This is a genomic window from Rhodococcus sp. AC861, assembly GCF_979256035.1.
The window spans coordinates 530,616-556,351 of sequence record NZ_CEEDMW010000004.1 but is presented as its reverse complement, the minus strand read 5'-3'; the positions used below and the strand labels follow the sequence as shown (position 1 = coordinate 556,351).

At 68.2% G+C, this 25,736-nt stretch carries 26 protein-coding genes; 6 read left to right on the top strand and 20 right to left on the bottom strand.

Annotation, left to right across the window (positions count from 1 at the left end):
- Nucleotides 1–4 precede the first annotated feature (4 nt).
- From AC0IX4_RS16135 to AC0IX4_RS16100, 8 genes are read right to left on the bottom strand one after another with little or no spacing between them, the layout of a single operon-like run.
- Nucleotides 5–1,021, bottom strand: a complete 1,017-nt coding sequence (locus AC0IX4_RS16135) for an NADP-dependent oxidoreductase (RefSeq protein WP_471829873.1) — start codon at nt 1,019–1,021, stop codon at nt 5–7.
- 9 nt (nt 1,022–1,030) lie between these two features.
- Complete coding sequence (locus AC0IX4_RS16130) at nt 1,031–2,428, bottom strand: acyl-CoA synthetase (RefSeq protein WP_056069580.1); 1,398 nt, start codon at nt 2,426–2,428, stop codon at nt 1,031–1,033.
- Between the two features lie 30 nt (nt 2,429–2,458).
- The gene (locus tag AC0IX4_RS16125; protein WP_042576402.1) at nt 2,459–2,692 is read right to left on the bottom strand and encodes a hypothetical protein; all 234 of its coding nucleotides are present in this window, start codon (nt 2,690–2,692) and stop codon (nt 2,459–2,461) included.
- A gap of 54 nt (nt 2,693–2,746) precedes the next feature.
- The gene (locus tag AC0IX4_RS16120; RefSeq protein ID WP_056069583.1) at nt 2,747–3,286 is read right to left on the bottom strand and encodes a DUF6584 family protein; all 540 of its coding nucleotides are present in this window, start codon (nt 3,284–3,286) and stop codon (nt 2,747–2,749) included.
- Nucleotides 3,287–3,296: 10 nt separating this feature from the next.
- Nucleotides 3,297–4,427, bottom strand: a complete 1,131-nt coding sequence (gene dapC, locus AC0IX4_RS16115; protein ID WP_269430164.1) for a succinyldiaminopimelate transaminase — start codon at nt 4,425–4,427, stop codon at nt 3,297–3,299.
- A gap of 3 nt (nt 4,428–4,430) precedes the next feature.
- Nucleotides 4,431–4,754: a ferredoxin gene (fdxA, locus tag AC0IX4_RS16110; RefSeq protein ID WP_042576404.1), complete on the bottom strand. Its 324-nt coding sequence runs from the start codon at nt 4,752–4,754 to the stop codon at nt 4,431–4,433.
- 12 nt (nt 4,755–4,766) lie between these two features.
- Nucleotides 4,767–5,582, bottom strand: coding sequence for a hypothetical protein (locus AC0IX4_RS16105; RefSeq protein ID WP_471829870.1), 816 nt, complete (start codon nt 5,580–5,582; stop codon nt 4,767–4,769).
- Entirely contained in the window at nt 5,579–8,146 is a 2,568-nt protein-coding gene (locus AC0IX4_RS16100) for a bifunctional FO biosynthesis protein CofGH (RefSeq protein WP_056072486.1), read from the bottom strand. Before AC0IX4_RS16100 ends, AC0IX4_RS16105 begins: the two co-directional genes overlap by 4 nt.
- Nucleotides 8,147–8,206: 60 nt before the next feature.
- On the opposite strand from AC0IX4_RS16100, the gene AC0IX4_RS16095 reads away from it, so the two are divergent.
- From AC0IX4_RS16095 to AC0IX4_RS16085, 3 genes are all read left to right on the top strand, one after another.
- On the top strand, nt 8,207–8,722 hold the full coding sequence (locus AC0IX4_RS16095) for a PH domain-containing protein (protein WP_471829868.1): 516 nt from the start codon (nt 8,207–8,209) through the stop codon (nt 8,720–8,722).
- Between the two features lie 65 nt (nt 8,723–8,787).
- Nucleotides 8,788–10,227: a PH domain-containing protein gene (locus AC0IX4_RS16090; RefSeq protein ID WP_471829947.1), complete on the top strand. Its 1,440-nt coding sequence runs from the start codon at nt 8,788–8,790 to the stop codon at nt 10,225–10,227.
- Complete coding sequence (locus tag AC0IX4_RS16085) at nt 10,224–10,982, top strand: uracil-DNA glycosylase (RefSeq protein WP_471829867.1); 759 nt, start codon at nt 10,224–10,226, stop codon at nt 10,980–10,982. The genes AC0IX4_RS16090 and AC0IX4_RS16085 overlap by 4 nt, the downstream gene beginning before the upstream one ends.
- Here AC0IX4_RS16085 and AC0IX4_RS16080 read toward each other — a convergent pair.
- The 6 genes from AC0IX4_RS16080 to AC0IX4_RS16055 all read right to left on the bottom strand — a co-directional run bounded on the left by AC0IX4_RS16080 (nt 10,933) and on the right by AC0IX4_RS16055 (nt 16,936).
- Nucleotides 10,933–11,346 (bottom strand): hypothetical protein, encoded by a 414-nt coding sequence (locus AC0IX4_RS16080; protein WP_471829866.1) that lies wholly within the window; start codon nt 11,344–11,346, stop codon nt 10,933–10,935. The two genes, AC0IX4_RS16085 and AC0IX4_RS16080, sit on opposite strands and share 50 nt — an antisense overlap.
- A 37-nt stretch (nt 11,347–11,383) precedes the next feature.
- On the bottom strand, nt 11,384–11,536 hold the full coding sequence (locus AC0IX4_RS16075) for a hypothetical protein (protein WP_197074840.1): 153 nt from the start codon (nt 11,534–11,536) through the stop codon (nt 11,384–11,386).
- A gap of 114 nt (nt 11,537–11,650) precedes the next feature.
- Nucleotides 11,651–12,529 (bottom strand): N-acetyl-1-D-myo-inositol-2-amino-2-deoxy-alpha-D-glucopyranoside deacetylase, encoded by an 879-nt coding sequence (gene mshB, locus AC0IX4_RS16070; protein ID WP_471829945.1) that lies wholly within the window; start codon nt 12,527–12,529, stop codon nt 11,651–11,653.
- Between the two features lie 17 nt (nt 12,530–12,546).
- Nucleotides 12,547–14,295, bottom strand: coding sequence for an ABC transporter family substrate-binding protein (locus AC0IX4_RS16065; RefSeq protein ID WP_471829864.1), 1,749 nt, complete (start codon nt 14,293–14,295; stop codon nt 12,547–12,549).
- A gap of 2 nt (nt 14,296–14,297) precedes the next feature.
- Entirely contained in the window at nt 14,298–16,229 is a 1,932-nt protein-coding gene (gene typA / locus AC0IX4_RS16060; RefSeq protein WP_042576411.1) for a translational GTPase TypA, read from the bottom strand.
- A 338-nt stretch (nt 16,230–16,567) separates the two neighbouring features.
- Nucleotides 16,568–16,936, bottom strand: a complete 369-nt coding sequence (locus AC0IX4_RS16055) for a (deoxy)nucleoside triphosphate pyrophosphohydrolase (RefSeq protein ID WP_471829944.1) — start codon at nt 16,934–16,936, stop codon at nt 16,568–16,570.
- A 33-nt stretch (nt 16,937–16,969) separates the two neighbouring features.
- Here AC0IX4_RS16055 and AC0IX4_RS16050 point away from each other — a divergent pair, with 33 nt between their 5' ends.
- Nucleotides 16,970–17,254 (top strand): 4a-hydroxytetrahydrobiopterin dehydratase, encoded by a 285-nt coding sequence (locus AC0IX4_RS16050; RefSeq protein ID WP_471829861.1) that lies wholly within the window; start codon nt 16,970–16,972, stop codon nt 17,252–17,254.
- Here the strand turns inward: AC0IX4_RS16050 and AC0IX4_RS16045 are convergent.
- Complete coding sequence (locus tag AC0IX4_RS16045; RefSeq protein ID WP_056069604.1) at nt 17,202–18,440, bottom strand: mannosyltransferase; 1,239 nt, start codon at nt 18,438–18,440, stop codon at nt 17,202–17,204. The genes AC0IX4_RS16050 and AC0IX4_RS16045 overlap by 53 nt on opposite strands.
- A gap of 324 nt (nt 18,441–18,764) precedes the next feature.
- Between AC0IX4_RS16045 and AC0IX4_RS16040 the strand changes: the two genes are divergently transcribed.
- Nucleotides 18,765–19,517 (top strand): Rv1157c family protein, encoded by a 753-nt coding sequence (locus AC0IX4_RS16040; protein ID WP_471829859.1) that lies wholly within the window; start codon nt 18,765–18,767, stop codon nt 19,515–19,517.
- Between the two features lie 149 nt (nt 19,518–19,666).
- Here AC0IX4_RS16040 and AC0IX4_RS16035 read toward each other — a convergent pair whose 3' ends face one another.
- The 4 genes from AC0IX4_RS16035 to AC0IX4_RS16020 form a co-directional block, all read right to left on the bottom strand.
- Complete coding sequence (locus AC0IX4_RS16035) at nt 19,667–20,395, bottom strand: DUF1906 domain-containing protein (RefSeq protein ID WP_471829857.1); 729 nt, start codon at nt 20,393–20,395, stop codon at nt 19,667–19,669.
- Between the two features lie 136 nt (nt 20,396–20,531).
- Nucleotides 20,532–21,305: a site-2 protease family protein gene (locus tag AC0IX4_RS16030; RefSeq protein ID WP_471829856.1), complete on the bottom strand. Its 774-nt coding sequence runs from the start codon at nt 21,303–21,305 to the stop codon at nt 20,532–20,534.
- Between the two features lie 18 nt (nt 21,306–21,323).
- Nucleotides 21,324–22,658 (bottom strand): wax ester/triacylglycerol synthase domain-containing protein, encoded by a 1,335-nt coding sequence (locus AC0IX4_RS16025; protein ID WP_471829854.1) that lies wholly within the window; start codon nt 22,656–22,658, stop codon nt 21,324–21,326.
- 1 nt (nt 22,659) lies between these two features.
- Nucleotides 22,660–23,139: an SRPBCC family protein gene (locus tag AC0IX4_RS16020; RefSeq protein WP_471829852.1), complete on the bottom strand. Its 480-nt coding sequence runs from the start codon at nt 23,137–23,139 to the stop codon at nt 22,660–22,662.
- 69 nt (nt 23,140–23,208) lie between these two features.
- On the opposite strand from AC0IX4_RS16020, the gene AC0IX4_RS16015 reads away from it, so the two are divergent.
- The gene (locus AC0IX4_RS16015; RefSeq protein ID WP_471829851.1) at nt 23,209–25,362 is read left to right on the top strand and encodes a molybdopterin-dependent oxidoreductase; all 2,154 of its coding nucleotides are present in this window, start codon (nt 23,209–23,211) and stop codon (nt 25,360–25,362) included.
- 6 nt (nt 25,363–25,368) lie between these two features.
- Here the strand turns inward: AC0IX4_RS16015 and AC0IX4_RS16010 are convergent, their stop codons facing one another.
- Nucleotides 25,369–25,734, bottom strand: a complete 366-nt coding sequence (locus AC0IX4_RS16010; protein ID WP_471829849.1) for a VOC family protein — start codon at nt 25,732–25,734, stop codon at nt 25,369–25,371.
- Nucleotides 25,735–25,736: the final 2 nt, after the last annotated feature.

Below are 25,736 nucleotides of genomic sequence, written 5' to 3'. Positions count from 1 at the left end.
GGTCTCAGGCGACCTTGACGACGAGCTTGCCGAAGTTCTTACCCTGGAGCAGGCCGAAGAAGGCCTCCGGCGCGTTCTCCAAGCCCTCGACGACATCTTCGCGGTAGCGGAACGAGCCGTCCTCGACCCATCCGCCGACCTCGCGCAGGAAGTCCTTGTACAGCTCGCCCACGTACTCGCTCTGGATGAATCCGCGGATGGTGAGGCTCTTGGTCAGCACGCGGGTGAAGAACCCGGGCAGACGGTCCGGGCCCTCGGGTGCCTGGGTGTCGTTGTATTGCGCGATGAGTCCGCACACCGGGATGCGGGCGTAGAGGTTGAGGCGCGGCAGCACGGCCTTGGCGACGGCACCGCCCACGTTCTCGAAGTAGACGTCGATACCGTCCGGCGTCGCTGCCTTCAGCTGATCCTTGAAGTCCGCCGCCCGGTGATCGACGGCTGCGTCGAATCCGAGCTCGTCGATCAGGTAGGCACACTTCTCCGGGCCACCGGCGATACCGACGGCGCGCGCACCCTTGATCTTGGCGAACTGGCCCACGGCCGACCCGACGGGTCCACTGGCCGCGGCGACCACCACGGTCTCCCCCGCCTTCGGCTGACCGATCTTCGTCATGCCGGAGTACGCGGTGAAGCCCGGCATCCCCAGCACGCCCAACGCGGTGGACACGGACGCCTTCTCGGGATCCAGCACTCGCACGGACGACGCGTCGATGACGGCGTGCGACTGCCAGCCGGTGTATCCGAGTACAACATCGCCGACCGACACTGCGTCGCTGCGTGATTCGGTCACCTCGGACACAGTGGCGCCCACCATGGTGTCACCGACCGCGACGGGGTCCGCGTACGATTCCGCGTCGCTCATGCGGCCACGCATGTACGGGTCGAGGGACAGATACAGCGTCTTCAGCGATACTTGACCGTCGCCGACGTCGGGAAGATCCACGGTCTCGGTCCGGAAGTTCTCCGCGGTGGGAGCGCCGGTGGGACGTGAGGCCAGGACGATGCGTGTGGAGGTGGTCATGACTCGACGCTACTCCAGGAGATTCTTGCGAACCTTCCCCATACCGTTCCGCGGCAACGACTCGACCACGCGCACCTCGCGCGGTCGCTTGTGCACCGAAAGCTGTTGCGCCACCGCATCGATCACTGCCGACTCCGATATGCCGTCACCGACCACGAAGGCCACGATGCGCTGGCCGAGGTCGTCGTCCGGAAGACCGACCACGGCCACCTCGCGCACGCCGTCCACACCGAGGATCGCCGTCTCGACCTCGCCTGCGCCGACGCGGTAGCCGCCCGTCTTGATCAGGTCCGTCGACTCCCTGCCCACGATGCGATGGAACCCGTCGGCACCGATGGCAGCGACATCTCCGGTGCGGAACCACCCGTCCTCGGTCCAGCACGCAGCCGTCGCGTCCGGCTTGTTCAAGTATCCGTCGAAGAAACGGCCGCGTACCTCCAACGAACCGATCGACTCGCCGTCGCGCGGCACCTCCGACCCGTTCTCGCCGCGCAGCCGAGTCTCGATGCCGCGCACCGGAACTCCGACCCAGCCGGGACGCCGCTCACCGTCGGCGCGGGTACTCAGCGTGATGAGGGTTTCGCTCATGCCGTACCGCTCGATCGGCTCGAGTCCGGTGAGAGCGGCGATCTTCTCGAACACCGGTACCGGCAGCGGCGCACTGCCCGAGATCAGCAGGCGCGCACCGGACAACGCCGAGGCGGATACCTCGTCGGACGCTATACGCGACCACACGGTGGGAACACCGAAGTAGATGCTCCCCCGCACTGCGGCATAGCGTTCCGGAGTCGGCTTCACCGTGTGCACGACGGGACTGCCGATACGGAGCGGACCGAGGACACCCAGGACGAGCCCATGGACGTGATACAGCGGAAGTCCGTGCACCAGAGTGTCGTTCGCCGTCCACGCCCAGGCTTCGGCGAGAGCGTCGATGCCGGCGGCGAGAGCGCCGCGGCTCAGGAGCACGCCTTTGGGTGGGCCGGTGGTTCCCGAGGTGTAGAGCACCAGGCCTGTCGTGTCGTCCGACGGTTCCGCATAGCTGTGCCAGGACCTCGCATGCATGCGGACCGGGACGACGGGGAGTCCGCCGTCGTGGTCGGGCGCGACTCCCAACCATCCCCTGGCGCCGGAGTCGGACAGGATGTGGTCGATCTCGGTCGGCCCCGAATCCGGCGGCACGGGGACTACCGCGACACCCGCGATCAGCGCGCCGACGACGGCGACGACGGTCCGGGCAGTCGGCTCGGCGAGGACCGCCACCCGATCGACGCCCATGATGCGCTCCGCGACGGACGTCGCAGCGCCGAGCAGATCGCTCCGGCTCAGGACGGTGTCGCCGACGGTGACCGCGTCGTCGAGGTCACCGCCGTGCGTGATGGCGTACGAGTTCAGGGACCGGAGCAGCACACCGCCAGTCTCTCACGACTACCGTCCGCGTCACGAAGCCCGAAGATGCTCCATCACGTCGTCACACGAGCATCCGCCGGCCAGCGCCGAGCAATCGACCACCAACCCGTGGCGCACCGCATGCAGCTGAACGCATCCGTCCTCCGTGCACTCGACGACGTTGCTCGAATGCACGATCAGTGTGCCGTGGCAGTGGTCGAGGGCGCCGACGCACTCGATGCATCCGACCTCGGTGGTTCCGACGTACGTAGTTCCAACCTTCATGCTTCAGGAATACCACCGACGTCCGACACGGTCACGGACCTCCGTGCGAGTGTGTCAGAAGAAGACGGTGAGGACGGTGGCGATCGTGGCCGTGCCGATCATCGCGACGACCAACACCGCGGCGACCATCTTCACGCCCGACCGAGACGGCGGGACGTCGTCGGTCCATTCCTCGAAGGCCTCGACATCGACGCCTTCCTGTTCGAAGAAGTGCACCTCGCCGGGCGGTTCCCACTCCTGGCCGCTCGCACGGACCCGCGAGCCCAGCACTGCCAGTCTCTCCCGCACGCGCGGCGGGTAAGCACGGGTCGGGGCGTTGATGGGAAGGCGACGAGCGAGCACGACAGGCTCCGGGGAGGCAGCCACGAAGGAATCGAGAGCGTGTCTCACCAGCGGGTCCTGGTCGTCCCGATCGGTCAGGAACCACGCTGCGCCGGCGCCCACCGGGTCGTCCATCGCGAGGCAGGCGTACCCGAGTAGATCCAGTGCAGGCTGCGAGGCCGGGTCCTGGTCGAGCAGTGCGGTCAGTCGCTTGCGCGCATTCCACGGCTCGCCACGAGCCAGATCCTCCTGTGCGCGGTCGAGTGCTCCCACCGGCGCGACGTCAGACCGTGAGGCGCGCGACGGCGGCAGCGATGCGCTCGTCCGTCGCGGTCAGGGCGATCCGTACGTGCCGACCGCCGCCGGGTCCGTAGAACTCGCCGGGGGCGACGAGGATGCCGCGCTCGGCGAACCAGCGCACGGTGTCGCGGCACGGTTCGCCGCGGGTTGCCCACAGGTAGAGACCGGCTTCGGAGTGGTCGATGGTCATACCCGCAGCGGTGACGGCAGCCGCCAGAGCCGTACGGCGGTCGCGGTATCGATCCCGCTGAACCCGCTCGTGCTCGTCATCGGTCAGAGCAGCAGTCATCGCCGCCTGGACGGGCAACGGAACCATCATGCCCGCGTGCTTGCGCACCGCGAGAAGCTCGGCCACCAGGTCGGGATCACCTGCCACGAACCCCGCCCGGTAGCTGGCGAGGTTCGACGTCTTCGACAGTGAATGCACAGCGAGGAGATTCGTCGTGTCTCCCCCGCAGACCTCGTCGTCGAGGATCGAGACGGCCGCGCCTTCCCACGTGAGTCCGAGGTAGCACTCGTCGGACACGACGATGGTGTCGCGCTCGCGTGCCCACTCGACGACCTTGCGCAGATGCGCGGCGCCGAGGACTCGACCGCTGGGATTGGACGGCGAGTTGACGAAGATCATCGACGCGCGCTCGGGTCCGAGGCGGTTGACTCCGTCGGCGCGCAGGATCCGGCACCCCGCGAGCAGCGCTCCCACCTCGTAGGTCGGGTACGCCAGTTCCGGAATGACGACCAGGTCGTCCGCGCCCAGGTTGAGCAGCGTCGGAAGCCAGGCGATGACCTCCTTGGTACCGATGACGGGCAGCACCGAACTCTCGTCCAGGCCACCGATGCCGTATCGGCGCGCCAGAGCCGTGACGGCGGCAGTCCGCAGGGCGGAGGTGCCGACCGTCGTCGGATAACCGGGCTCGGCGGACGCTGCCGCCAGAGCATCACGGATGATGTCGGCCACCGGGTCCACCGGCGTTCCCACCGACAGATTCACCAAGCCGTGGGGGTGCGATCGAGCGAGAGCCGTGACATCCGCGAGAGTGTCCCAGGGGAACTCCGGCAGCAGACTCGCCCGCGACCGCCGCTCACGCACGGCGACGACGGATGCGTCGGTCACGGCTCAGTTCTCGCCCATCGGCGGAAGCGCCTTGATGAAGGGCGGGTCGTAGTCGGTCTTGCCCACCTTGGCGGCGCCGCCGGGCGAACCCAGCTCGTCGAAGAAGTCGACGTTGGCGCTGACGTATCCGGCCCACTGCTCGGGGACGTCGTCCTCGTAGAAGATCGCCTCGACGGGGCACACCGGTTCGCAGGCTCCGCAGTCCACGCACTCGTCGGGCTGGATGTAGAGCATGCGTCCACCCTCGTAGATGCAGTCGACGGGGCATTCTTCGATGCATGCCTTGTCGAGGACATCGACGCACGGTTCAGCAATCGTGTACGGCACTGACTTGTCTCCTTAGCCTTTCCGAGCTCTGAGCGCTTCACGACGCCCGGAGGGCGCGTTCGACGCGGACGTGCTGTTCGACTCGATCCACCGACGCCCCAGCTTCGCAGCCCGGGTCAGCGCACCGCGTTCACCGAAGTAGCCGGCGACCGCTCCGACCACCGGCAGATTACCGAGCCACCGGTAAACGGTACGGCTGTGGGGCCGCTTGTCCAATTCGTCTGTGACGGACTTGAGGATCTTGGTGACCGACCACAACGTCGACAGCAGAGCGAACGGGGACCGCGTCAACCGGCCCGACGGCTCGGTGGCTGCGTCGTCGTCGATGTCGGGTTCCGGGGCGCCGTGGGTGGCGCCCTTCGCGAGTTCGCGGTTGCACAACACGGAGGCGAGCAGGCGGACCTGCTCGTCCCGGTCGGTGACGCCGTACTCGCGGGCGACGGCGACCAGCACGATCGCCTGATTGGCGAAGCCGAGAACGTCGCCCAGCGGCAACCGCCGCGCGAGAACTCCGAAGATGCCGGGGAACGCGACGGCCACCGTGCCGATGCCGCCGACACGTCCGACCCACCACGAGACGCGCTGGTCGACGGTCATCGACTCCCAGGCCTTCGTACCGGGTGTGTCCGCCGCGTCGAAGACCGACGCCACGGCGTTCAGGGCAGTGTCGACCTTGGAATCGGTGGAGGTGGAACCGTCGCGGAAGGTGCGCTTCTTCAGGCCCAGCGGATCCCGGTCGGCCAGCAGTTCGAGTACGGGAACGATGACCCTGACCGCAGCCTTCAGCGCTCCGGCGACGCGGTCGTCACCCAACCGGTCGGCGCTCATGCGGCCTCCTCGTCGCCCGTGTATGCGGTGGTCCGTTGGACTGCGCGTCGGCCGATGCCCTCGGCGATCGCGTGTAGTTCTTGAACGGTCTTCTCCGATCCGTGCTGCGAGCCCGCCATCCGCGAGATCGTCTCCTCCATCAGCGTGCCACCCAGGTCGTTGGCGCCGCCGTTCAGCATGACCTGTGTTCCCGTGATGCCCAGCTTGACCCAGCTGGTCTGGATGTTGTCGATGCGTCCGTGGAGCATGATCCGCCCCAATGCGTGCACGGCACGGTTGTCGCGCTGCGTCGGGCCGGGCCGGGATGCGCCGGCCAGGTACAGCGGCGAGCTCTGGTGCACGAACGGGAGCGGGACGAACTCGGTGAAGCCGCCCGTGCGGTCCTGGATGCGCTTGAGCACGTTGAGGTGACCGACCCAGTGCGACGGGTTGTCGACGTGGCCGTACATCATCGTCGAGCTCGACCGCAGGCCCACCTCGTGGGCGGTGGTGACGACGTCGATCCAGGTCTGCGCCGGCAGCTTGCCCTTCGTCAGCACCCAGCGCACCTCGTCGTCGAGGATCTCCGCCGCGGTGCCGGGAATGGTGTCCAGGCCCGCCTCGCGCAGTTCGACCAGCCAGTCCCGGACCGACTGACCGCCTCGGGATGCCCCGTTGACGATCTCCATCGGTGAGAACGCGTGGACGTGCATCGACGGAACGCGGGCCTTCACCGCACGCACCAGGTCGGCGTACCCGGTGACGGGCAGCTCGGGATCGATACCGCCCTGCATGCACACCTCGGTCGCGCCGAGGACGTGCGCTTCCCACGCCCGGTCGGCGACCTCGCTGGTGGACAGCGAGAACGCGTCGGCATCTCCCTTGCGCTGCGCGAAGGCGCAGAACCGGCAGCCGGTGTAGCAGATGTTGGTGAAGTTGATGTTCCGGTTGACGACGTAGGTCACGTCGTCGCCGTTGACGTCCTTGCGCAACTGGTCGGCGAAGGCGGTCACGGCATCGAGTGCCGCTCCCTCGGCCGTCGCCAGCGCCAGGTACTCCTCGTCGGTGCAGTTGCCGGGATCCTTCTCCGCCGAGCGCAGCGCGGCGACGACGTCACGGTCGACGCTGTCGAGCGTCGCCAGGTGCGCCACCTGCTCGCGGATGGATTCCCAGTCGCCGAACGCACTGCCCATGTCGCTGCGGGTCTCGGTGTTGCGACCCTCGGTGTCGATGCCGGTGTGCAGGTCGACGCGTCCCGTCGACTCCCACACCTCGTCGGGTTCCTGCCAGGGCAGTCCCACCGGGAGTGTGTCAGCGGCCGCGAGACCGGTGACGGGGTCGGCGAGAGCACGCACGTGCGCGGAGATCCGAGGGTCGATCCACGGCGAACCCGCGAGTACGTACTTGGGCTGCGCCGCGGTGCGCTCGGTGAGAACGAAGCCGGCGTCCGCACTGATCTGCGCGAGCGTGTCCAGGTTCGGCCACGGACGCTCGGGGTTGACGTGGTCGGGAGTCAGCGGTGAGACCCCGCCCCAGTCGTCCACGCCCGCGGCGAGAAGCGATGCGCACTCCTGCGCGGACACCAGATTCGGCGGCGCCTGGATCCGCATGGCGGGTCCCAGCAGGATCCGGGAGACGGCGATGGTCGCGCGGAACTCCTCGAGACCGGCGTCCGGGGCACTGCGCATCGCGGTGTCGTCCTTGGCCAGGAAGTTCTGCACGATGACTTCCTGGACGTGCCCGAACGCTTTGTGCGACTTACGGATAGCCATGATCGACTCGGCTCGGTCCCGCAGGGTCTCGCCGATACCGACGAGGATTCCGGTGGTGAACGGAACGGTCAATCGGCCGGCGTCGGTGAGCACGCGCAGCCTCACCTCGGGGTCCTTGTCGGGGCTGCCGTAGTGCGCCTGGCCCTTCTCCTCGAACAGTCGGCGAGAGGTGGTCTCGAGCATCATGCCCATCGACGGCGCGACCGGCTTGAGGCGAGACATCTCCTCCCAGTTCATGACTCCGGGATTGAGGTGCGGGAGCAGGCCTGTTTCCTCGAGGACGCGGATCGACATCGCGCGCAGGTAGTCGAGCGTCGAGTCGTAGCCGCGAGCGTCGAGCCACTCCTTGGCTTCCGGCCACCGCGCCTCGGGGCGGTCACCGAGCGTGAACAACGCTTCCTTGCAGCCCAGTTCGGCACCGCGTCGAGCGATGTCGAGCACTTCGTCCGCCTCGAGGAACATCCCGTGGCCCTCCGCGCGGAGCTTCCCGGGCACCGTGACGAACGTGCAGTAGTGGCACGTGTCCCGGCACAGCCGGGTCAGAGGAATGAACACCTTGCGCGAGTAGGTGACGGTCCCGGGCCGGTTCTCGGCCAGGAGCCCTGCATCACGGACACGCGCCGCGGAGGCGCACAGATCCTCGAGGTCGGCGCCCCGCGCGTGCAGCAACGTGGTGGCCTCGTCGACGCTGATCACCACGCCGTCGCGTGCGCGACGCAGGGCGCGGCGCATCGCCGACGCGGACGGGGCGGGGCTGTCGGGGTTCGGCGCCGGGGTGTCGGCGCGCACGGACGGACTCGGATCGGGCAACATCGTCACCGCTCGATCATGCGCCCTCCGGCCGGAGGTGTGCCACAGCAGGGGTGATGCGACGTGTCCGAACCGAACGACTACGTCATCGTCGATCCGGCGAACAGCGTCGATCCGCGGGCGAAGGTGCTCTGGACCGTCACGGCGGCGGCGATGTGGGTGCCGGCCGTGATCGCCGTGATCGTGTGGGCCGTAGTCCTCGCCGTGGCCGTCGACCGGCCCGCCTGGACGCCCGTCGTCCTGGTGGGAATCGCGGTGGCCGTCCTGGCCGCCGCGCACGTCGTCGTCGCGCCGCGGTGGCGCTACCGCGTACACCGCTGGGAGCTCAGCGAGACAGCGGTCCATACCCGTACGGGGTGGTTCACCCAGGAACGCCGTATCGCGCCCCTCTCGCGCGTCCAGACAGTGGACACCGAACGGGGACCCTTCGATCGCGCACTCGGCCTCGCCACCGTGACCGTGACGACGGCGTCGTCGGCCGGGGCTTTGGAGATCGTCGGATTGGACCTCGCGACGGCAGAACGGACGGTGGCTGCGATCACCGGCGCCGCGGCACGGTCCCGCGGGGACGCCACGTGACGACGCCCTGGCCGAACCGACAGGTACCGGTCGACGAGCTTCCCTGGCTCAGACTCGACTCGCGCATGCTCCTGATCCACCCGATCACCGAACTCGTGCGTCTGCTTCCGGTGCTGGCGATCTCCCTCGTGCTCGGCTCGCAGAGCGGAAACCACGTGTGGGGTCTGATCGTGGTCGCCCTGGCGGTCGGGGCGGCGATGCTCCGGTGGTTCACCACGGGCTACCGCCTCGGAGCGGACGATGTCCAGCTGCGGCGGGGCCTCTTCCGTAAAACGGTTCTGTCCATCCCGCGCGGCCGGATACGCAGCGTGGACGTCCGGGCAGGACCGCTGCACCGTCTTCTCGGCCTCTCCATCCTCACGGTGGGGACCGGGCTGCAGAAGTCCGACCGCTCCGACACGTTCGAATTGAACGCACTGGCGTCCGACCTGGTGCCTGCCATGCGCACCGAACTCCTGAGCGGCGATTCGGCGCCTCCCGACGTGGCGCTGACGGCGCATTCCCACGAACGTGAAATTGCCCACTTCCGCACCGGCTGGGTCCGCTTCGCACCGTTCACGGCAACCGGAATCGTCGTCGTGGGCGCCGGATTCGGACTCGTCTTCCAGTCCGGGTTCGCGGGCGACGTCGCCTCGTCGTCCGCGGTGAACGAGAGCTATCAGGCGATCCTCCGACTCGGTGTCGTGGTCGCACTCGTGCTGACCGCGCTGGCCCTGCTGGTGGTGTCGAGCGTCGTGTCCGTTCTGCGCTACCTGATCGTCTACGGCAACCTCACCGTCACCGACGACGGCGAGCACCTGCGCATCGGGCACGGGCTGGTGTCGACACGGCACACCACCCTCGACCGGGATCGGCTCCGTGGTGCGTCTCTGCGTCGGCCACTGGTTCTGCGGTGGGCACGCGGCGCACGGCTCGATGCGGTCATGACGGGTGTGTCGGCGTCGGAGAAGGAATCGTCGCTTCTCCTCCCTCCCGCCCCGCTGAAGGACGCACTCGGGACGATGAACGACGTGCTGTCCGGTCTGCCCGCTCAGGCCGTCGCTGGAGCACCGCTGCAGGGCCACGGACCGGCCGCGTTGCGACGCCGGCTCACGCGCGCACTCGGCCCGGTGACGCTCGGTGCGCTCGCTCTCGCCGTGTACAGGTCGACCGGCAGAGAAGTTCCGTTCGCAGCCTGGGTCGTCGTCGGCCTGCTCGTCGTCGCAGCGTGCGCGCTGGCCGTCGACAGATATCGCGCGCTCGGGCATCACGCCACCCCCGGTGTACTGATCACCGAGCACGGAAGTCTGGACCGACGCCGCGTCGTCCTGGACACCGACGGTGTGGTGGCATGGGGTGTGCGTGAGACCTTCTTCCAACGCCGCGCCGGTGTCGCGACGGTGATCGCAGCGACGGCGGCCGGCACGGGCAGTTACCGCGTGATCGACGTTCCGACAGACAGCGCCGCGTCCGTGATCGAGACGGCGAAACCCGGCTCCGGCGACGTCTGGATCACGCGGCGATGACCCCGAGAACCATCGCGGAGCTCGACGCCGAGGTGTCCGGGTGCCGCGCCTGTCCCCGGTTGGTCGCGTGGCGCGAACTGGTCGCGACCGAGAAGCGCGCCGCCTTCCGCGACGAGACCTATTGGGGACGACCCGTCCCGGGCTTCGGCCCCGCCGACGCCCGACTGCTCGTCGTCGGTCTCGCACCGGCCGCCCACGGCGCCAATCGGACCGGGCGCATGTTCACCGGCGACCGCAGCGGAGACGTGCTGTACGCGGCGATGCACGCCGTCGGGCTGGCCACCCAGCCCACCGCGTCGCACATCGGGGACGGCCTCGAGCTGATCGGAACGCGCATCACCTCGCCGGTGCACTGCGCTCCCCCGGCCAACAAGCCCACCACCGAGGAGCGGGACCGATGCCGACCGTGGCTCGAGACCGAGTTGCACATTCTCGCACCGACCGTTCGAGCGATCATGGTGCTCGGCGGTTTCGGGTGGCAGGCACTGCTTCCCGTGCTCGAGGGCGCGGGATGGACGCTGCCGGGGCCTCGACCGAAGTTCGGTCACGGGGCACACGTCGTGCTCACCTCGCCGGCCGCGGACCTTCCCGATCTGCACCTGTTCGGGTGCTTCCACGTCAGCCAACAGAACACGTTCACCGGTCGACTGACGCCCGCGATGGTCGAGCAGGTCCTGACCGAGGCCGCGGACGCAGCCGGCGTCGTCAGGGCTGACGCGCCGCGGCACCCAGCTGATCGAACTGCGCGAACCTGAGGGAGAACAGCTGGACGACGGGCGGGAGGACACCACCGGCTATCAACACCAACGTGCGCCAGTCGGACAGCAACAACACGTCTCCCCCGGGACCGCCGAACATCGCGAGGAGGAGGCCGGCGAAGAACCCGGCGATCGGGAGCGCGGCCCGAGAGACGTTGCGCGAGACGGAGAATGCCACGCGGACGAGAACGACGTTGATCACACCGGCGAGGATGCCGCTCACCGGGAACGGCGTCTGTCCGAGGTAGAGAGGGAGGAACAGCACAGCCGTCACAGCGCAGAGAAATCCGTCCAGAACCAAGGCGCCCACGATGGACGCCTTGATCCCGGACACCACGCCCTCCCCGGCGTGGCCCGTCATGCGATCACCGGCAGTGACGACGCCGGCCGAACCGATGTCAGCGAGGCGGGTAGCCGATGGAGGTGAGGAAGTTGCTGACGGTCGACGCGAAGCCGCCGACCACGTCGAGATAGATCTGACGCTGGATGTCGGCGGTGCCCCGCAGGGAATCCACGAACGCCACGACGGCGTTCTGCAGGTCGTAATTCATGGGTGAAGCTCCTTCGAATCGGTCCCACCGGGTACGTCCGACCCCGTCCGGTGGCGCGCATCACAGCATAACCCGGCGCAGAGCCCGCTTCGGACCGGCACGGTGGATGAACCGTCACACGATTCCCGCGAACAGGTCGTTCTCGCGCCCCGACGCGTCCGTCGGCCCCGACCGACCACGTACCAGGATGTACTGCTCGTCCTCCAGGACGGGCTGCGCGATGTCGTTCGACAGCGCGTAGGCGGCCCCCGATGCGGACACCGTCACCTGAGTTGCGTGTGCCCGCAACGCTTCCCGCTTCTGCTCGAGCACGGACCGCACATCGACGGACGCGGTCACCGTGTCGTCGGGCACGCTGGGGAGTTCGCCGTCCGTCGGCATACGCCACTCCGACGGGACATCCCCCAGATCGCTCAGCCCCGCGATGAGCTGCGCGTGGCCCGTCACGGTCCAGTACATCTTCTGCACCGTCCACGCCGGACCGGATGTCGAGAACTGCCCGGAATCCTCGCTCGCCTCGACGGCGAGTCCGGCGAGGCGATGGACCTGCATGTGGTCGGGGTGCCCGTACCCCCCTTCGGGGTCGTACGCGACGACGACGTGCGGACGGACGTCGCGGATCACCTCGACCATGGCTCCGACCGCCTCGTCGTCGTCGGCGTTGACGAACGCACGTTGGTGCCTTGCCGCAGGCGTGCCTGCCATGCCGGAGTCACGCCACCGTCCCGCCCCGCCGAGAAACCGCGGGGGCCGACATCCGAGGGCCTGCAGAGCGACGGTAAGCTCGTGGATGCGGTAGCCGCCCAGTTGATCCGACCTGTCGGCGACCAGGCCGGCCCAGGTGTCGCCGATCACTTCGCCTTCCTCACCCAGGGAGCAGGTCAGGACGGTGACATCCGCGCCGGCCGCCACCGCGCGGGCGATGGTGCCCCCCGTCGTGATCGACTCGTCGTCGGGGTGAGCGTGGACGACCAGCAGTCGACGACCTCGCAGATCGAGAGAACCCTCGGTCACGGTGACACTCGCATCCAGGCGTCGGCGTCACCGAAGACACCGAGATCGATCGGTCCCGCCAGGGACGCGCCGGAGACACCGGGTCCCACGGCGACGACGGACCTGTCCTGCGCGATGGGCAGCACGGCGTTCAGAGCCCACAGTTGCCCTTGGACCGCGAGGACGGCGTCGGTCGGGTTCATCTCACCTCTCGTGCTCTGTTCGATGATCGGGTCCAGAGTCGGATCGCACAGACCGGACAGCGTGCCAGTCGACACCGGGTCGGCGTCGTCCGCCGTCGCCGTTCCTTCGAGTTGAGCTGCCGCGCAGCCGAACCGGGAGGCCAGGGCGGTGCCCGGATCCACGCCGACTCGACTCCATCCGACTATCGCGTCCACGGCGCCGCTCACCATCGCGGTGCCGTACAACTCCTCGGGGTCCGTCTGCGCGACGGTCGCGTCGATTCCCGCATCCCGGAGCTGATCGGCGGCCGTGTTCGCCACCGCCACCGCGATGGCGTCGTTTTCCGGTGCACCGATGACCATGGTCATCGTGCGGGACGCGCCGGGCACCGGTGTCGTGGTGGGAGTCGTCGTCTCCGCACTTGTCGGCGCAAGTGCCGGCGGGAGCGGAACCGGGGTGTAGCCGGCGTCGGCGAGCAGGCGCAGCGATTCGTCGCGAGGCACCGCGGACGGTGCGGTGGGCACGTAACCCGGCTGGGACGGCGAGAGAATCTGTGCGCGGACGGTGTCGGCGGGGGTACTGGTTCCCGACGCCACCGTGGACAGCAGATCGACGTCGAGAAGGCCCATGATGCCGCGTCGGACGTTCACGTCCGCCAGCGCCGGGACTCGACCGTTGAGCGTCAGTTCCAGTGCGCGCGAACGGAACTTGGTGTCGGTCCGGACGTTCGGGATGGCTCCCAACTGGGCCAGGGTCGCGGTCCCGCCCCGGACCTCCGCGATCTGGGCGTCGCCGGATCGCATCGAGTCGGCGAGTTGGGCGTCGCTTCCGCCGCGGCGGAGGAGTATCTGGTCGGGGGTGGCGGGAGAGCCCCAGAAGCGGTCGTTGCGCTCGAGTAGGATCTCGTCGCGGCCCCGGTCGATCGACTCGATGCGGAAGTGACCTCCGGAGACCGACACGTTGTCACGCAGTCCACGCTCGAAGCCCCCGAGCGAGTCCTTCAGCAGGTGCGACGGGAGCAGGTTCTCGAACAGTTCCCGCCAGGCGGGGTACGGCGAGGCCATCACGACGTTCACCGTCTTGCCGCCGTCCGCGGACTGCACGTCGGTGATGGCGTCGTATCCCGCGGGATCCACCACGCCGGGTTGATCGATCATCTGCTGCCACAGGTAGCGGAAGTCCTCGGCCGCGATGGGCGCACCGTCCGACCACTGCGACTCGTTGCGGAGTCGGTAGGTGATCGTGAACGGCGCCTGCGAGGTGACCTCGGCGGAGACGAGCAGCGACGCGTCGGGAAGCCACTCGATGCCGGTGCCGACCGCCGCGGGACGGAACGGGCTGGGCAACACCAGCGTCGACACCGCCGTGTTGGCGGGCGACTGGTCGGCGAGCAGGTGCGGGTTGAATCCCGTACCGACGTCGTCGATGGCGACGACGACCGGATTTCCGGTCGCTGCGGGCGCGGCCGGAGGGGTCGTCGTCGCCGTCTCGGTGCTCTGGATCGGCGGCGGCGGATCAGCCGTGCACGCCGACAACGCGAGCAGGGCAGCGGCGAGCGCCGCACCTACCCGCGCAACCGACATGATTACAGAGCAGCCTTGTCACGCGACTTGCTGCGCGAACGCTCACGCGCACGCTCGTTCGAGTCGAGGTGGACCTTGCGCACGCGGACGACCTCGGGTGTGACCTCGACGCACTCGTCGCCGGCACAGAACTCCATGGCCATCTCGAGGTCGAGCTTCTTCGGCTTGGCCAGGGTCTCCATCACGTCGGCGGACGACTGACGCATGTTGGTCAGCTTCTTCTCGCGGGTGACGTTGATGTCGAGGTCCTCCTGGCGCGGGTTGATGCCCACGACCATGCCCTCGTAGGTGTCGGCGCCGGGCTCGACGAAGAACGTTCCGCGATCGGCCAGCTGGATCATGGCGAACGGGGTGACGCTTCCCTGGCGGTCGGACACGAGCGAGCCGGTGTGGCGCGCACGGATCTCGCCGGCCCACGGTGCGTAACCGTGGAAAACGGCGTTGGCGATGCCGGTGCCGCGGGTGTCGGTAAGGAAGTCGGTGCGGAAGCCGATGAGGCCGCGCGAGGGGACGATGAACTCCATGCGAACCCAGCCTGCGCCGTGGTTCGTCATCTGGACCATCTTTCCCTTACGCGCTGCGAGCAGCTGCGTCACGCCACCGAGGTACTCCTCGGGAGTGTCGATGGTCAGCTCTTCGAAGGGCTCGTGCAGCTTGCCGTCGACCTGGCGGGTGACCACCTGGGGCTTGCCGACGGTGAGCTCGAAGCCTTCGCGGCGCATCTGCTCGACCAGGATGGCGAGCGCGAGCTCTCCACGACCCTGGACCTCCCACGCATCGGGGCGACCGATGTCGAGGACCTTGAGCGAGACGTTGCCGATGAGCTCCTGATCCAGACGCGCCTTGACCATGCGGGAGGTCAGCTTGTGGCCGCTGACGCGTCCGACGAGCGGGCTGGTGTTGGTGCCGATGGTGACCGAGATGGCCGGCTGGTCGACGGTGATGCGCGGCAGGGCGACCGGGTTCTCCAGGTCGGCGAGGGTGTCGCCGATCATGATGTCCGGGAAGCCCGCGACGGCGACGATGTCGCCCGCGACACCCTTCTGGCCGGGGACGCGCTCGACACCGATAGTGTTCAGCAGCTCCGTGATCTTGGTCTTCTGCACGACGGGTTCTCCGTCGACCTCGCGCATCCAGCTCACGGTCTGGCCCTTGTTGAGCTCACCGTTGTGGATGCGGACCAGGGCGAGACGGCCCAGGAAGGCCGACGCGTCGAGGTTGGTGACGTGTGCCTGCAGCGGCGCGTCGACGTTGCCCTTGGGCGCCGGGATGTAACTGAGCAGGATCTCGAAGAGCTCGTCGAGGTTCTCGGCGTCCGGTGCGTGGCCGTTCTCCGGCTGCTTGGTCGACGCCTTGCCCTCGCGGCCCGAGGCGTACAGGACCGGCAGGTCGAGCGCGAGCTCGGCAGCTTCGGATGCTTCGTCGTCGAGATCCGACGCGAGGTCGAGGAGCAGGTCGTGGCTCTCCGAGACGACCTCCTCGATGCGCGCGTCGGGACGGTCGGTCTTGTTGACCACGAGGATGACGGGGAGCGACGCGGCGAGCGCCTTGCGCAGCACGAAGCGCGTCTGCGGCAGAGGTCCCTCCGAGGCGTCGACGAGCAGCACGACACCGTCGACCATGGACAGGCCGCGCTCGACCTCGCCACCGAAGTCGGCGTGGCCGGGGGTGTCGATCACGTTGATGACGGTGATGCTGCCGTCGGCGTTGCGCTTGTGCACGGCCGTGTTCTTGGCCAGGATCGTGATGCCCTTCTCCTTCTCCAGGTCACCCGAGTCCATCACGCGGTCGATGGCCTCGGCGCGCTCCTCGAAGGCGCCGGACTGGCGGAGCATCGCGTCGACGAGCGTCGTCTTGCCGTGGTCGACGTGCGCGACGATGGCAACGTTGCGGAAGGTGGTGGGGACGGTCTGAAGTTCGGTGGGGCTGGTCACGCGGAAATCTCCTGGGTCGAATGCGGGGTGAAGAGCGAGCGGCTTCCTCTCCCAGAGAGCGCGCTGCGTCGCTGACGAGAAGTGCGACCGGATCAGTTTACTCGGTCGGGCCGGGTGACGGCGGTCACGCAGGCCTGCGGGCTTCTCACTCAGGCTACCCTCACCAGGTGTCCTCGGCCTCGAAGGTTGCTCGCAGCAAGCCCAAGAAGAAGTGCTGCCGGAGCAAGGTCCGGTGTATGACCTGCCCGGTCGTGATCATGAAGATGAAGAAACTGGAGCAGGCCGGAGTGACCGGCAAGGACCTGAAGAAGGGCCTGAAGAAGGCCCGCGCGGCCTGACTACAGCAGTGCCGCGAGATCCGGCAGCCACGCCGTGTCCGCCGGTACCAGATCGACCGTGTGCAGATCCGCCCCGTCGACCCAGCGCAGGGCGTCGTGTTCGAGCGCCGTCGCCGTCCCCGAGAACCGGGTCACCGCGTAGGCGCGGAGGACGAGACCGCCGCGCAACGGCACATCCGACCCGATCACCTCGCCGACCGTGACGTCGATACCCAGTTCCTCGCACAGTTCCCGAACGAGTGCGTCCTCGGGAGCCTCGCCCGGCTCCACCTTGCCGCCGGGCAGTTCCCACAGGCCCGCGAGCTCGGGAGGCGACGCGCGTTGCGCGAGGAGGAGCCGACCGTTCTCGACGAGAACTCCGGCTACCACCACGGTGGGTTCGAATGCTGGCACGATCGCAGTATGGCCGACTTGCTGAACGACATTGAGATCGACGACGCCCTGACCCGCCTGACCGACTGGACGCGCGACGGCGACTCCCTGGTCCGCACCGTCGAGTCCGCGACGTTCCTCGACGCGATCGAGTTGGTGGGCTCCGTCGCTCGGGAGGCCGAGAGCGCAGATCATCACCCGGACATCGACATCCGGTGGAAGAAGGTCACCTACCGCTTGTCGACGCACTCGAGCGGGGGGATCACCGGGAAGGACGTCCTGCTGGCAGGTGCGATCGATCGGCTCGTGCGCTGACTCGGCGCCCCATCACGGCAATCCAGACGAACAATGCGAGCGTTCCGACGGCGTAGACCGCTCCCGCGAGCGCGAGCGGCAGCGGTCGGGAGATATCCCAGATCGAGGGCTGGGCGAAGCTCAAGATCCACGGGACCCCGACGACCGTGACCACGAGCCAATACCCGGCCAGCACCCGGGCACCCGGGGCGTGGGACAACGGGCCGTGCAGGAGCCAGATGAGCATCGGCACCACCCACACCCAGTGGTGTGACCAGGAGATCGGCGAGATCATGAGGCCGACGAACGAGACGATGACCAACGTCCCGAGGCGATCGTTCCGTCCGAGGGCGCGCCAAGCCAGGAACGCGGCGGTGAGGACGAGCACGGCCGCGACGATCCATACCGGGCCCTGACCGACGTCGTGGCCCGCCACTCGCGACAGCGCCCCGCGCAGGGACTGGTTCCAGACCGAGCCGACGGGACCGATGCGGTCGGCGTCGCCCAGCAAGGTCGTGAAGTAGGTCGTGGCGGCCGATCCCACGAGCAGGAAGCTCACCGCCACGGTCGCGGCGAATGCCACGGCGGAGAACGCCGCCGCCCGCCACCGTCTCTGCGCGAGGAAGTAGAGGCCGGTGATCGCGGGGGTGAGTTTGACGCCGGCGGCGATACCGACCAGCGCACCCGACAGCCACCATCTCGCGCTGCGTACCGCCAGCATCGCGAGGAGGACGAGGAAAACGTTGACCTGGCCGTAGTCCAGGGTCGTGCGCATCGATTCGGTCCACAGTCCGACGGTCGTCCAGAGCAGAGCCGCGCGGCGCCACGAGGGCGAGTCGGCCAGATCCCCGCCGACCATGCGCAGCGCGAGACGCACCACCGCGTACAGCGCGGCGATGGTCGCGATCATCCACAGAGCCCCGACGAGAGCGAAGGGAAGGAAGTGCAGCGGGTAGAACACGACGGCGGCGAACGGCGGGTACGTGAACGGAAGCGGGAAGTCCGGAGTCTCGTCGGAGTAGGTGAAGTCGTAGAGCGAGCCGCCGAACAGGCCCGCCGAACCGTCGACGTAGACGTGGAGATCCACCCAGTTGCTGCCGTTGGGGGTGAAGAGTGTCCACACCACGCGCAGGATCAGGGACACCACCAGTAGTGCGGGTGCCGCCGTCAGCAGGGCGCGCGTAGCGGAACGCCGTACTTCACTCACTGGGATGCTCTTTCGATCGGCGGACCTGCGCAGCGTATCTGCCTCCGTCGACGCGTCGTCACCACCGGGACGTGACACGTCCCGCAACCGAGGCGTCGGACGTTGTCACGCGACACGACTCACAGCCGTAACAATCGCATCACTGTTCACTTACACAACACCTGTCACTCTATTAACAGACTAACGTCTTGTTCAGTGGGAACGACACGGGTCGATCGACCGAGGACCTGCTGTACAACCGTCGTCCCGTGTACATAGAGTGACCCCGCGCCCGGATGCCCGATTCGTCGGACCGGGTACGCAGTGAGAGAAACGGGGATGGGAATGCAGCACATCAGGTTCGGGACGCGTCGAGTTCTGGGCGGTATCGCGCTCGCGGCGTCGTGCGCGTTCGTCGCACCCGCTGTCGCAGGAGCCGCTCCGGCCCCCGTCATGCCGCTCCCGGCCGACGTTCCTGTCGTTCCCGGATACGAGGCTCTCGCTGCCCTCGCCCCCGCACTTCTGGACGCCGCCGAGCAGGACGCCGCGTCACCGCAGAGCGATCTGTTGATGCGAGCGAAGGTTCTTCTCGCTACCGCTCCCCTGTCGGATCAGGCGAAGCGGATTCTGACCAGCATCATCACGTTCCTCGACGGCAGCGCCGGCGGTGGCCCGGACATCCCCACCGACGGGCCGGTCATCTCCCAGTTCTTCTACCCCACCGTGGGCAAGGGCTGCATCTCGGCGACGGCCGACTCGGTCGCCAGCGCGCTCGCCGTTCCCGGACCGGCCCAGTTGCCGCCTCCCGGACCCGGCACCGGCCAGACCGGCTTCGTCTTCACCGCGCTGGGTACCGCGCCGCTCGCCGACACCCAGGCGGCGCCGCTGACCGCGAACTGGGTCAATGTGGACACCGGCCGCACGGGTGCCACCGTGTTGACGGGCGCGGCCGGGATCAACCCGGACGGTCCCGCGACGCTGTCGGCCATCGCCGATACCGGCAAGGGACGCGTGCTCGCAGCCGTGTCCGGGTCGATCTCGACCGAGGCCGGCATCACGTGCAGCTTCCTGCCGACCATCGGCGCGTTCGTCGCCTGACGGTCAGGAACCGAACGCGGCCGAAATCTGCGTGTAGATGGCTCCGGCAATCGCGTACAGGTAGTCGATGAGTTCCATGATTCCTCCGTGGTGGTTTCCGGTACAACACTGTGGGTGTGACAGATGTGTCGTGAGTTACGGCTGAGGCGTTACGCCGTCAGGCTCCACTGTCCGTAGTCCTCACGCAGAACGTTGTTGATGTCCACGCCGACGCCGTCGATCGCGCCCTTGTCGATCTGCACCTGATGCAGGTGGGCCGCCGGGTTGACGTACCCCTTCGGCGTGCCCCAGTTGTGCTGCCAGTACCAGGCGCCGAGTCCTGCTGCTCGCGCAAGATCGATGGTGGGTGAGTTGGCGTACACGCCGGTGTTCTCCGCGCCCACGATCGACTGCCACCCCAGCAGATACGGGGCGATCATCGTCGCGAACTCGACGGGCGTCGGGTTGTCGTCGATCGAGGCGTAGATCGGTCGGTCGGCAGGTCCGCCTGCGGCAGTGTGCAATTCGAGTCCGCGAGTCGCGTGCTTCACACCGGCCGCGAAGCCGCCACGCCAGTCCGCCGTCGCGCCTTTACCGAATTGGTAGCACGAGACGACCTCGAGACCGGCCGCGGTGAGTTCCTCCGCCTCGTCGGCCGTCATCGGCTTTCCCGTCATCCATTCGGCACCGGGACGGCGGTCGGAGACGTAGCGGATGGCGCCGATGTGCCCGGCGTCGGCGATCCCCTGTGCCGACGGGACACCGCCCGCGTAGTCGACGATCGTGCCGAGGACGGCCGGGTCTGCGGAGGCGACCGCGCGCGAGGCGACACCGGCGAGACCGACGGCCACCGACCCTGCAGCGGCATAGCGGAACAATTGGCGGCGCGATACGTGCACGGGTCTACCTCTCGATTCGTCCGGCGCGCCTCCCTCGACATGGCGGCTCGGACTGATAAATTCCGACGTTTTCCGGCGCCATTGCATCACAGACACCATCGACCTCGCTAGTTATCAGAGGCATCAGAAGACTCTCTCAGTACCACTGCGTCCAGAAACGAGTCAGGATGCCACCGCTCTGCGCCCACCCGGCCGGAACACCGGACACCTCGTACAGCGTGTAGACCGCGCCGAAGAACGCCTGGTTGATCTGCGGGACGAACGACAACGCGATGACGATCAGCACGCCGTACGGGCCGATGCGCGCGAACGATCGACGCGTCGACGGGGACAGGTAGGGCTCGATCGCCCCGAAACCGTCCAGGCCGGGCATCGGGATCAGGTTCAGCACCACGGCGACCACCTGAAGGAACGCGAGGAAACTCATGCCGAACCAGAAGGACGGGTGCTCGCTGCCCGGCGCCCACACCGCGATGATCGCCAGAAGGACGACCGCGAGAACGAGATTGGCGAACGGGCCGGCCAGGGACACCGTCGTGCGCTGCCGCCTGGTCATGCCGCTGGTGTTCAGCCACACGGCGCCGCCCGGCAGACCGATTCCGCCGAGAGCCACGAAGATCAGCGGCAGCACGATCGACAGTCCCGGCACGGTGTACTTCAGCGGATTCAAGGTCAGGTAACCGCGGGCGGCCGTGTCGTGATCACCGAACCGCCACGCGGTCACCGCGTGGGCGAACTCGTGGAGGCACAGGGACACCACCCAACCACCGATGACGAGGACGAAGACACCCGCGTAGGACAGTGCGTCACCGGGCGTCGAGGACTGCCATGCCACAGCGCCACCGATCACCGCCACAGCCACGACAGCGAGGAAGACGGGGCTGGGTCGTACCGACGTGGACAGTGCCATGTCAGCAGCGTATGCGGGTCACCTGAGCGCTTCCCGCACTCGATGGACGGCTTCCCGCAGGCAGTCGGCGTACGCGTCGGCGTCCATGACGTCGTCGCTCGTCACGATCGACAGCGTCACGACCTCGCCGATCCCGTGCACTCCGTGCGTGATGCCGACGGTGGGTGACAGCGCCGGGAATCCGGCCGTGAGAATTACGGGCCGACCGTCCAGCGCGAGATCGGCAGGGCCTCTGTTCACGCTCGACACCACCGTGTGACCCGCCACTGTCGTCGGGGTCACCGACAGATCCGCACTGTCGACGTCGCGCCGGAGGATCACCGCGGGAACGGTCTCGGTCGCACGATCGCCCACCCCGAAGGCGGGGTGCTCCAGCCGTCGGCGCCGATCTCGCAGGGAGTCGTCGATCGCCCGTGCCCGAGCGCGGAGATCCTGCACGGACGGGTGCAGGTCCACCGCCGCGTTGTGAAAGGCGTTGGCAGCAGAGGTGGTTCGACCCTGCGGCGGTATGGCGATCATGACCTCGGCCCCGAGGTCGTCGGGAACCGGCTCGCCCAGGGACGCCAGATGCCGACTCATCGCGTCCGACACCACGACGAGCGCGGCCACGGTGACACTGACGGTGTCGGTGCGGAGGTCCGACGCCGGGCACACCACGCACCGGATGCGGGTGGTTCCGCCTGCCGGACGGGACAGCACCGTCGGCGCACGGGGAAGCGGCGGACCGGGGATGACGCCGGCCGCCGTGTCGGCCGTGCGCCGACGATCGGCCACCACCGCCTCACGTGCGCGACGCACCATGCCGATCATCCGCGCGGGAAGCTCGACGGCACCACGCGCGATTGCGAGGGGCGCCGGCAGCACCACCGCGCGCACCGCCGGTGACGGCTCCTCGGACAGCAGCGCGCGAGCCAGCGCAGACACCCGCGCGCCGTCTCCCAGGACGTGCGCCATCTGCACGACGAGCACCGTTGCCGGCCCCGTCGTGCGGGGCACCCCGTCGACGCACGGGTACAGATGCATGCGCCACGGCTCGCGGCGCGGGTCGACTTGATCCTCGAAGGTCTCCGCCACCCGGTCGAGGCACTCCTGCCACGTCCCGCCGGCATGGACTCGGACCCGGTCGCGGGTCACCTCCGTGGGCACCCAGTAGGGGTAGTCGGCCGTCCACCGCGTCTCGCGCAGACGAACCGACAACCCGTCCACCACGCGCGCCCGACGCACGAGAGCCGTGGCGACGGCTTCAGGGTCGTCGAGCGCACCGTCGACCGCGTAGAGCAGGAACTGGTCGCTCGGCAGGCGCCGCGACAGCCAGTACATGCGGGCGTCGGTGGCCGTGAGCCGACCGGTCACGTCAACGGTCCTGCTGCTCCGCCTGCAGCTTCAGCGCGGCCAGTCCCTTCTCGAAATCCTTGCCGATGAACTTCTCCATCGGCACGATCTTGCCGACCAGTCGCGCGACGACGTTCTGCTGCCCCGTCATCCGCCACGTCACCTCGGTGCCGCTTCCTGTCGGCGACAGCAGGAACGTGGTCACGTTGGTGGCCTTGAACGGCTTCGTGAACAGCAGATCGAGCACGACACGGTCGTCCGTCGATTCCACGATGGTCATCGACCCGGCGCCGGCCTTGCGATTCCCGGACCAGGCGTAGGACGCCCCGACCCCCGACTCCGAGCCGCTGTAGGTACGGGACAGATCGGGGTCGCTGCCCTCCCACGGCGACCAGGACGTCCACCGGTGCAGATCGTCGAGGAAACCGTGCACTGACGACGCCGGAGCGTCGACGATGATCGAACGTTCGATCACGAACCCGTGGGATCTGTCGGTGGCCATGGGGTGATGGTAGAGCGCGATCGTGTCCGTCGCCGAAGCCCGACCGGTAGGTTCCTCACGGGGGTGGTGATGGACGACGAGCAGCGCAAGCTCGGCACGTGCTCACTGTGTGAGGCCATGTGCGGGCTGACGTTCACGGTGCGCGGGGTCGCGGTCACCTCGACGCGGGGGGACACCGCAGACCCACTCGCACGTGGTCACCTGTGCCCCAAAGCGCTCGCGTTGCAGGATCTTCACACCGACCCGGACCGACTTCGGCGTCCCGTGCGCCGCGCCGGCGACCGATGGGTGGAGATCGAGTGGGAGGAGGCCTACGACCTCGTCGTGACTGCGTTGGTCGACACGCGCACCCGACACGGTGCCGATGCAGTGGGTCTCTACTGGGGCAATCCGATGGCGCACAGCCTCGGTGCCCTCACCCACGGTGTCGGCGGATTTTTCCCCCTGCTGCGCACCCGTAACCGGTTCTCCGCGACTTCCCTCGACAGCCTGCCGCACTTCCTGACGCATCGACTGCTGTACGGCCACCAGCTGCTGGCACCGATTCCCGACATCGATCGCACCGACTTCCTTCTCGTCGTCGGAGCCAATCCGGTGGTCTCCCAGGGCAGCATGATGACGGTGCCGGATGTTCGGAACCGCCTCGCGGCACTGCGGGCGCGCGGCGGTCGCCTCGTCGTGATCGACCCCCGACGCACCGAGACCGCGGCCGTCGCCGACGCCCACCACTTCGTCCGACCGGGCACCGACGCCTTCCTGCTCCTCGCGTTACTGCACACGATCCTGGGCGACGGGCCGGTCCGTATAGCGTCGTACGTCGACTCCGTGTCCGAGGTCGCCGCCATGGTGACCGCCTTCACCCCGGAGGCGGTGGCACCCATCGTCGGCATCGAGGCCGACGAGATCCGCTCGCTGGCAAGCGCTTTCGCTGCAGCCGACTCGGCGGTCGCACACGGTCGCATGGGTGTCTCCACGCAGCGACACGGCGTGGTGTGCCAGTGGGCTCTTCAGGTCCTGACCATCGTGACGGGCAACCTCGACCGACCCGGCGGCGCGCTCTTCGCCTCCCCCGCCGCAGATCTCGTCCGTACCGGTGTCATGAGTCGCGGCGACCTCGGGCGTCACCCCTCCCGCGTGCGCGGGCTCCCCGACTTCGACGGTGAGCTCCCGTCCGCCACCCTTGCGGACGAGATCGCGGAACCCGGGGAGGGGCGGATCCGGAGCCTCGTGGTGTCCGCCGGCAACCCGGTCCTGTCCTCGCCCGGCGGATCCCGGCTGGACGATCTGCTGCCGACCCTCGACTTCATGGTGGCGATCGATCTCTATGTCAACGAGACCTCCCGGCACGCCGACGTCATCCTCCCGCCGTCGTCGGCGCTCACGCGAGACCACTACGACCTGTTCCACCATCACTTCGCGGTGCGGAACACCAGTCGCCTGACGCCGCCGGTACTCCCGCAGGGGCCGGGTGAGAAACAGGACTGGGAGATCTTCCGGGATCTCGGGCTGCTCTATCGGCGGCGAGTCGCCGCGCGCGGACGCGCCCGCGTCCGCCGCCTCCTGGATCCCCGGGAGTGGAACACTGCACTGCGGCTGCGCATCTCCCCGCTCCGCAGTCTCGACCTGCTGTTGCGGGCGAGTCGCCGTGGCGTGTCGCTACGGGCACTGCGTCGGCAACCACACGGCATCGACCTCGGCCCGCTCGCACCCTCGCTCCCCCACCGACTGCAGACGCCGGACAAGCGGATCCCGCTGATGCACGACGTGATCACGACGGCAGTGGCCACCCTTCGCGCCGAGCTGGTGCCCGCGCCCACCCTCGACCCCGACGAGCTGTTGCTCATCGGGCGACGACACCTGCGCAGCAACAACTCGTGGCTGCACAACTCGGCACGGCTGGTCAAGGGAGCGCAGCGGCACCACCTGCTCGCGCATCCGGCCGATCTCGCGGCACGCGGGCTCGAGTCGGGCGACACGGTGGCCGTGGAATCTCGCTCGGGTCGCGTCACGATCGAGGTGCGCGCCACCGACACCGTCATGCGCGGCGTCGTGAGCATCCCGCACGGCTACGGCCACCGCCGGCCAGGAGTACTGCTCTCGGTCGCCGCCGCGGTGCAGGGCGAAAGCGCCAACGACCTCACGGATCCCACCGCCACCGAGTCGGTCACCGCGACCGCAGTCTTCACCGGTGTGCCGGTGCGCGTGTCCCGAGCGACGACCTGAGCGCTGTCAGTCCCGCCTGCACAGGCAGAAGAGATGACCGACCGGGTCCTGCAGGACACGGAAACCGGGATGTTCAGCATCGTCGTCCAGCACGCGCGCTCCCAGATCCACGGCGAACGCCTCGGCTGCATCCATGTCGTCGACGACGAAGTCGAAGTGGATACGGATACCTTCGCGCGGCCAGTACAGGGGGACGAACTCCGGTGACTTCTGGAACGCCAACCGGAGACCCGGAGCCCCTTCGATCACCGTCCAGTCGGGATCGTCCTGCACCACCGACCATCCCAGCAGCTCGGTGTAGAAGCGCGCGAGTGCCACCGGATCGGGACAGTCGAGCACCGTGTAGTCCATGTCGATCGTGGGTCGTGTCATGT

Excerpts from the sequence above, each read along its gene's own strand:
- AC0IX4_RS16125 (WP_042576402.1), bottom strand. The coding sequence starts at position 2,692 with ATGAAGGTTGGAACTACGTACGTCGGAACCACCGAGGTCGGATGCATC.
- AC0IX4_RS16030 (WP_471829856.1), bottom strand. The coding sequence starts at position 21,305 with ATGGCACTGTCCACGTCGGTACGACCCAGCCCCGTCTTCCTCGCTGTC.
- AC0IX4_RS16100 (WP_056072486.1), bottom strand. The coding sequence starts at position 8,146 with ATGTTGCCCGATCCGAGTCCGTCCGTGCGCGCCGACACCCCGGCGCCG.
- AC0IX4_RS16105 (WP_471829870.1), bottom strand. The coding sequence starts at position 5,582 with ATGAGCGCCGACCGGTTGGGTGACGACCGCGTCGCCGGAGCGCTGAAG.
- AC0IX4_RS16040 (WP_471829859.1), top strand. The coding sequence starts at position 18,765 with ATGCAGCACATCAGGTTCGGGACGCGTCGAGTTCTGGGCGGTATCGCG.
- AC0IX4_RS16020 (WP_471829852.1), bottom strand. The coding sequence starts at position 23,139 with ATGGCCACCGACAGATCCCACGGGTTCGTGATCGAACGTTCGATCATC.
- AC0IX4_RS16010 (WP_471829849.1), bottom strand. The coding sequence starts at position 25,734 with ATGACACGACCCACGATCGACATGGACTACACGGTGCTCGACTGTCCC.
- AC0IX4_RS16090 (WP_471829947.1), top strand. The coding sequence starts at position 8,788 with ATGCTCCTGATCCACCCGATCACCGAACTCGTGCGTCTGCTTCCGGTG.
- AC0IX4_RS16080 (WP_471829866.1), bottom strand. The coding sequence starts at position 11,346 with ATGACGGGCCACGCCGGGGAGGGCGTGGTGTCCGGGATCAAGGCGTCC.
- AC0IX4_RS16075 (WP_197074840.1), bottom strand. The coding sequence starts at position 11,536 with ATGAATTACGACCTGCAGAACGCCGTCGTGGCGTTCGTGGATTCCCTG.
- AC0IX4_RS16085 (WP_471829867.1), top strand. The coding sequence starts at position 10,224 with ATGACCCCGAGAACCATCGCGGAGCTCGACGCCGAGGTGTCCGGGTGC.
- AC0IX4_RS16050 (WP_471829861.1), top strand. The coding sequence starts at position 16,970 with ATGGCCGACTTGCTGAACGACATTGAGATCGACGACGCCCTGACCCGC.
- AC0IX4_RS16065 (WP_471829864.1), bottom strand. The coding sequence starts at position 14,295 with ATGTCGGTTGCGCGGGTAGGTGCGGCGCTCGCCGCTGCCCTGCTCGCG.
- AC0IX4_RS16015 (WP_471829851.1), top strand. The coding sequence starts at position 23,209 with ATGGACGACGAGCAGCGCAAGCTCGGCACGTGCTCACTGTGTGAGGCC.
- AC0IX4_RS16135 (WP_471829873.1), bottom strand. The coding sequence starts at position 1,021 with ATGACCACCTCCACACGCATCGTCCTGGCCTCACGTCCCACCGGCGCT.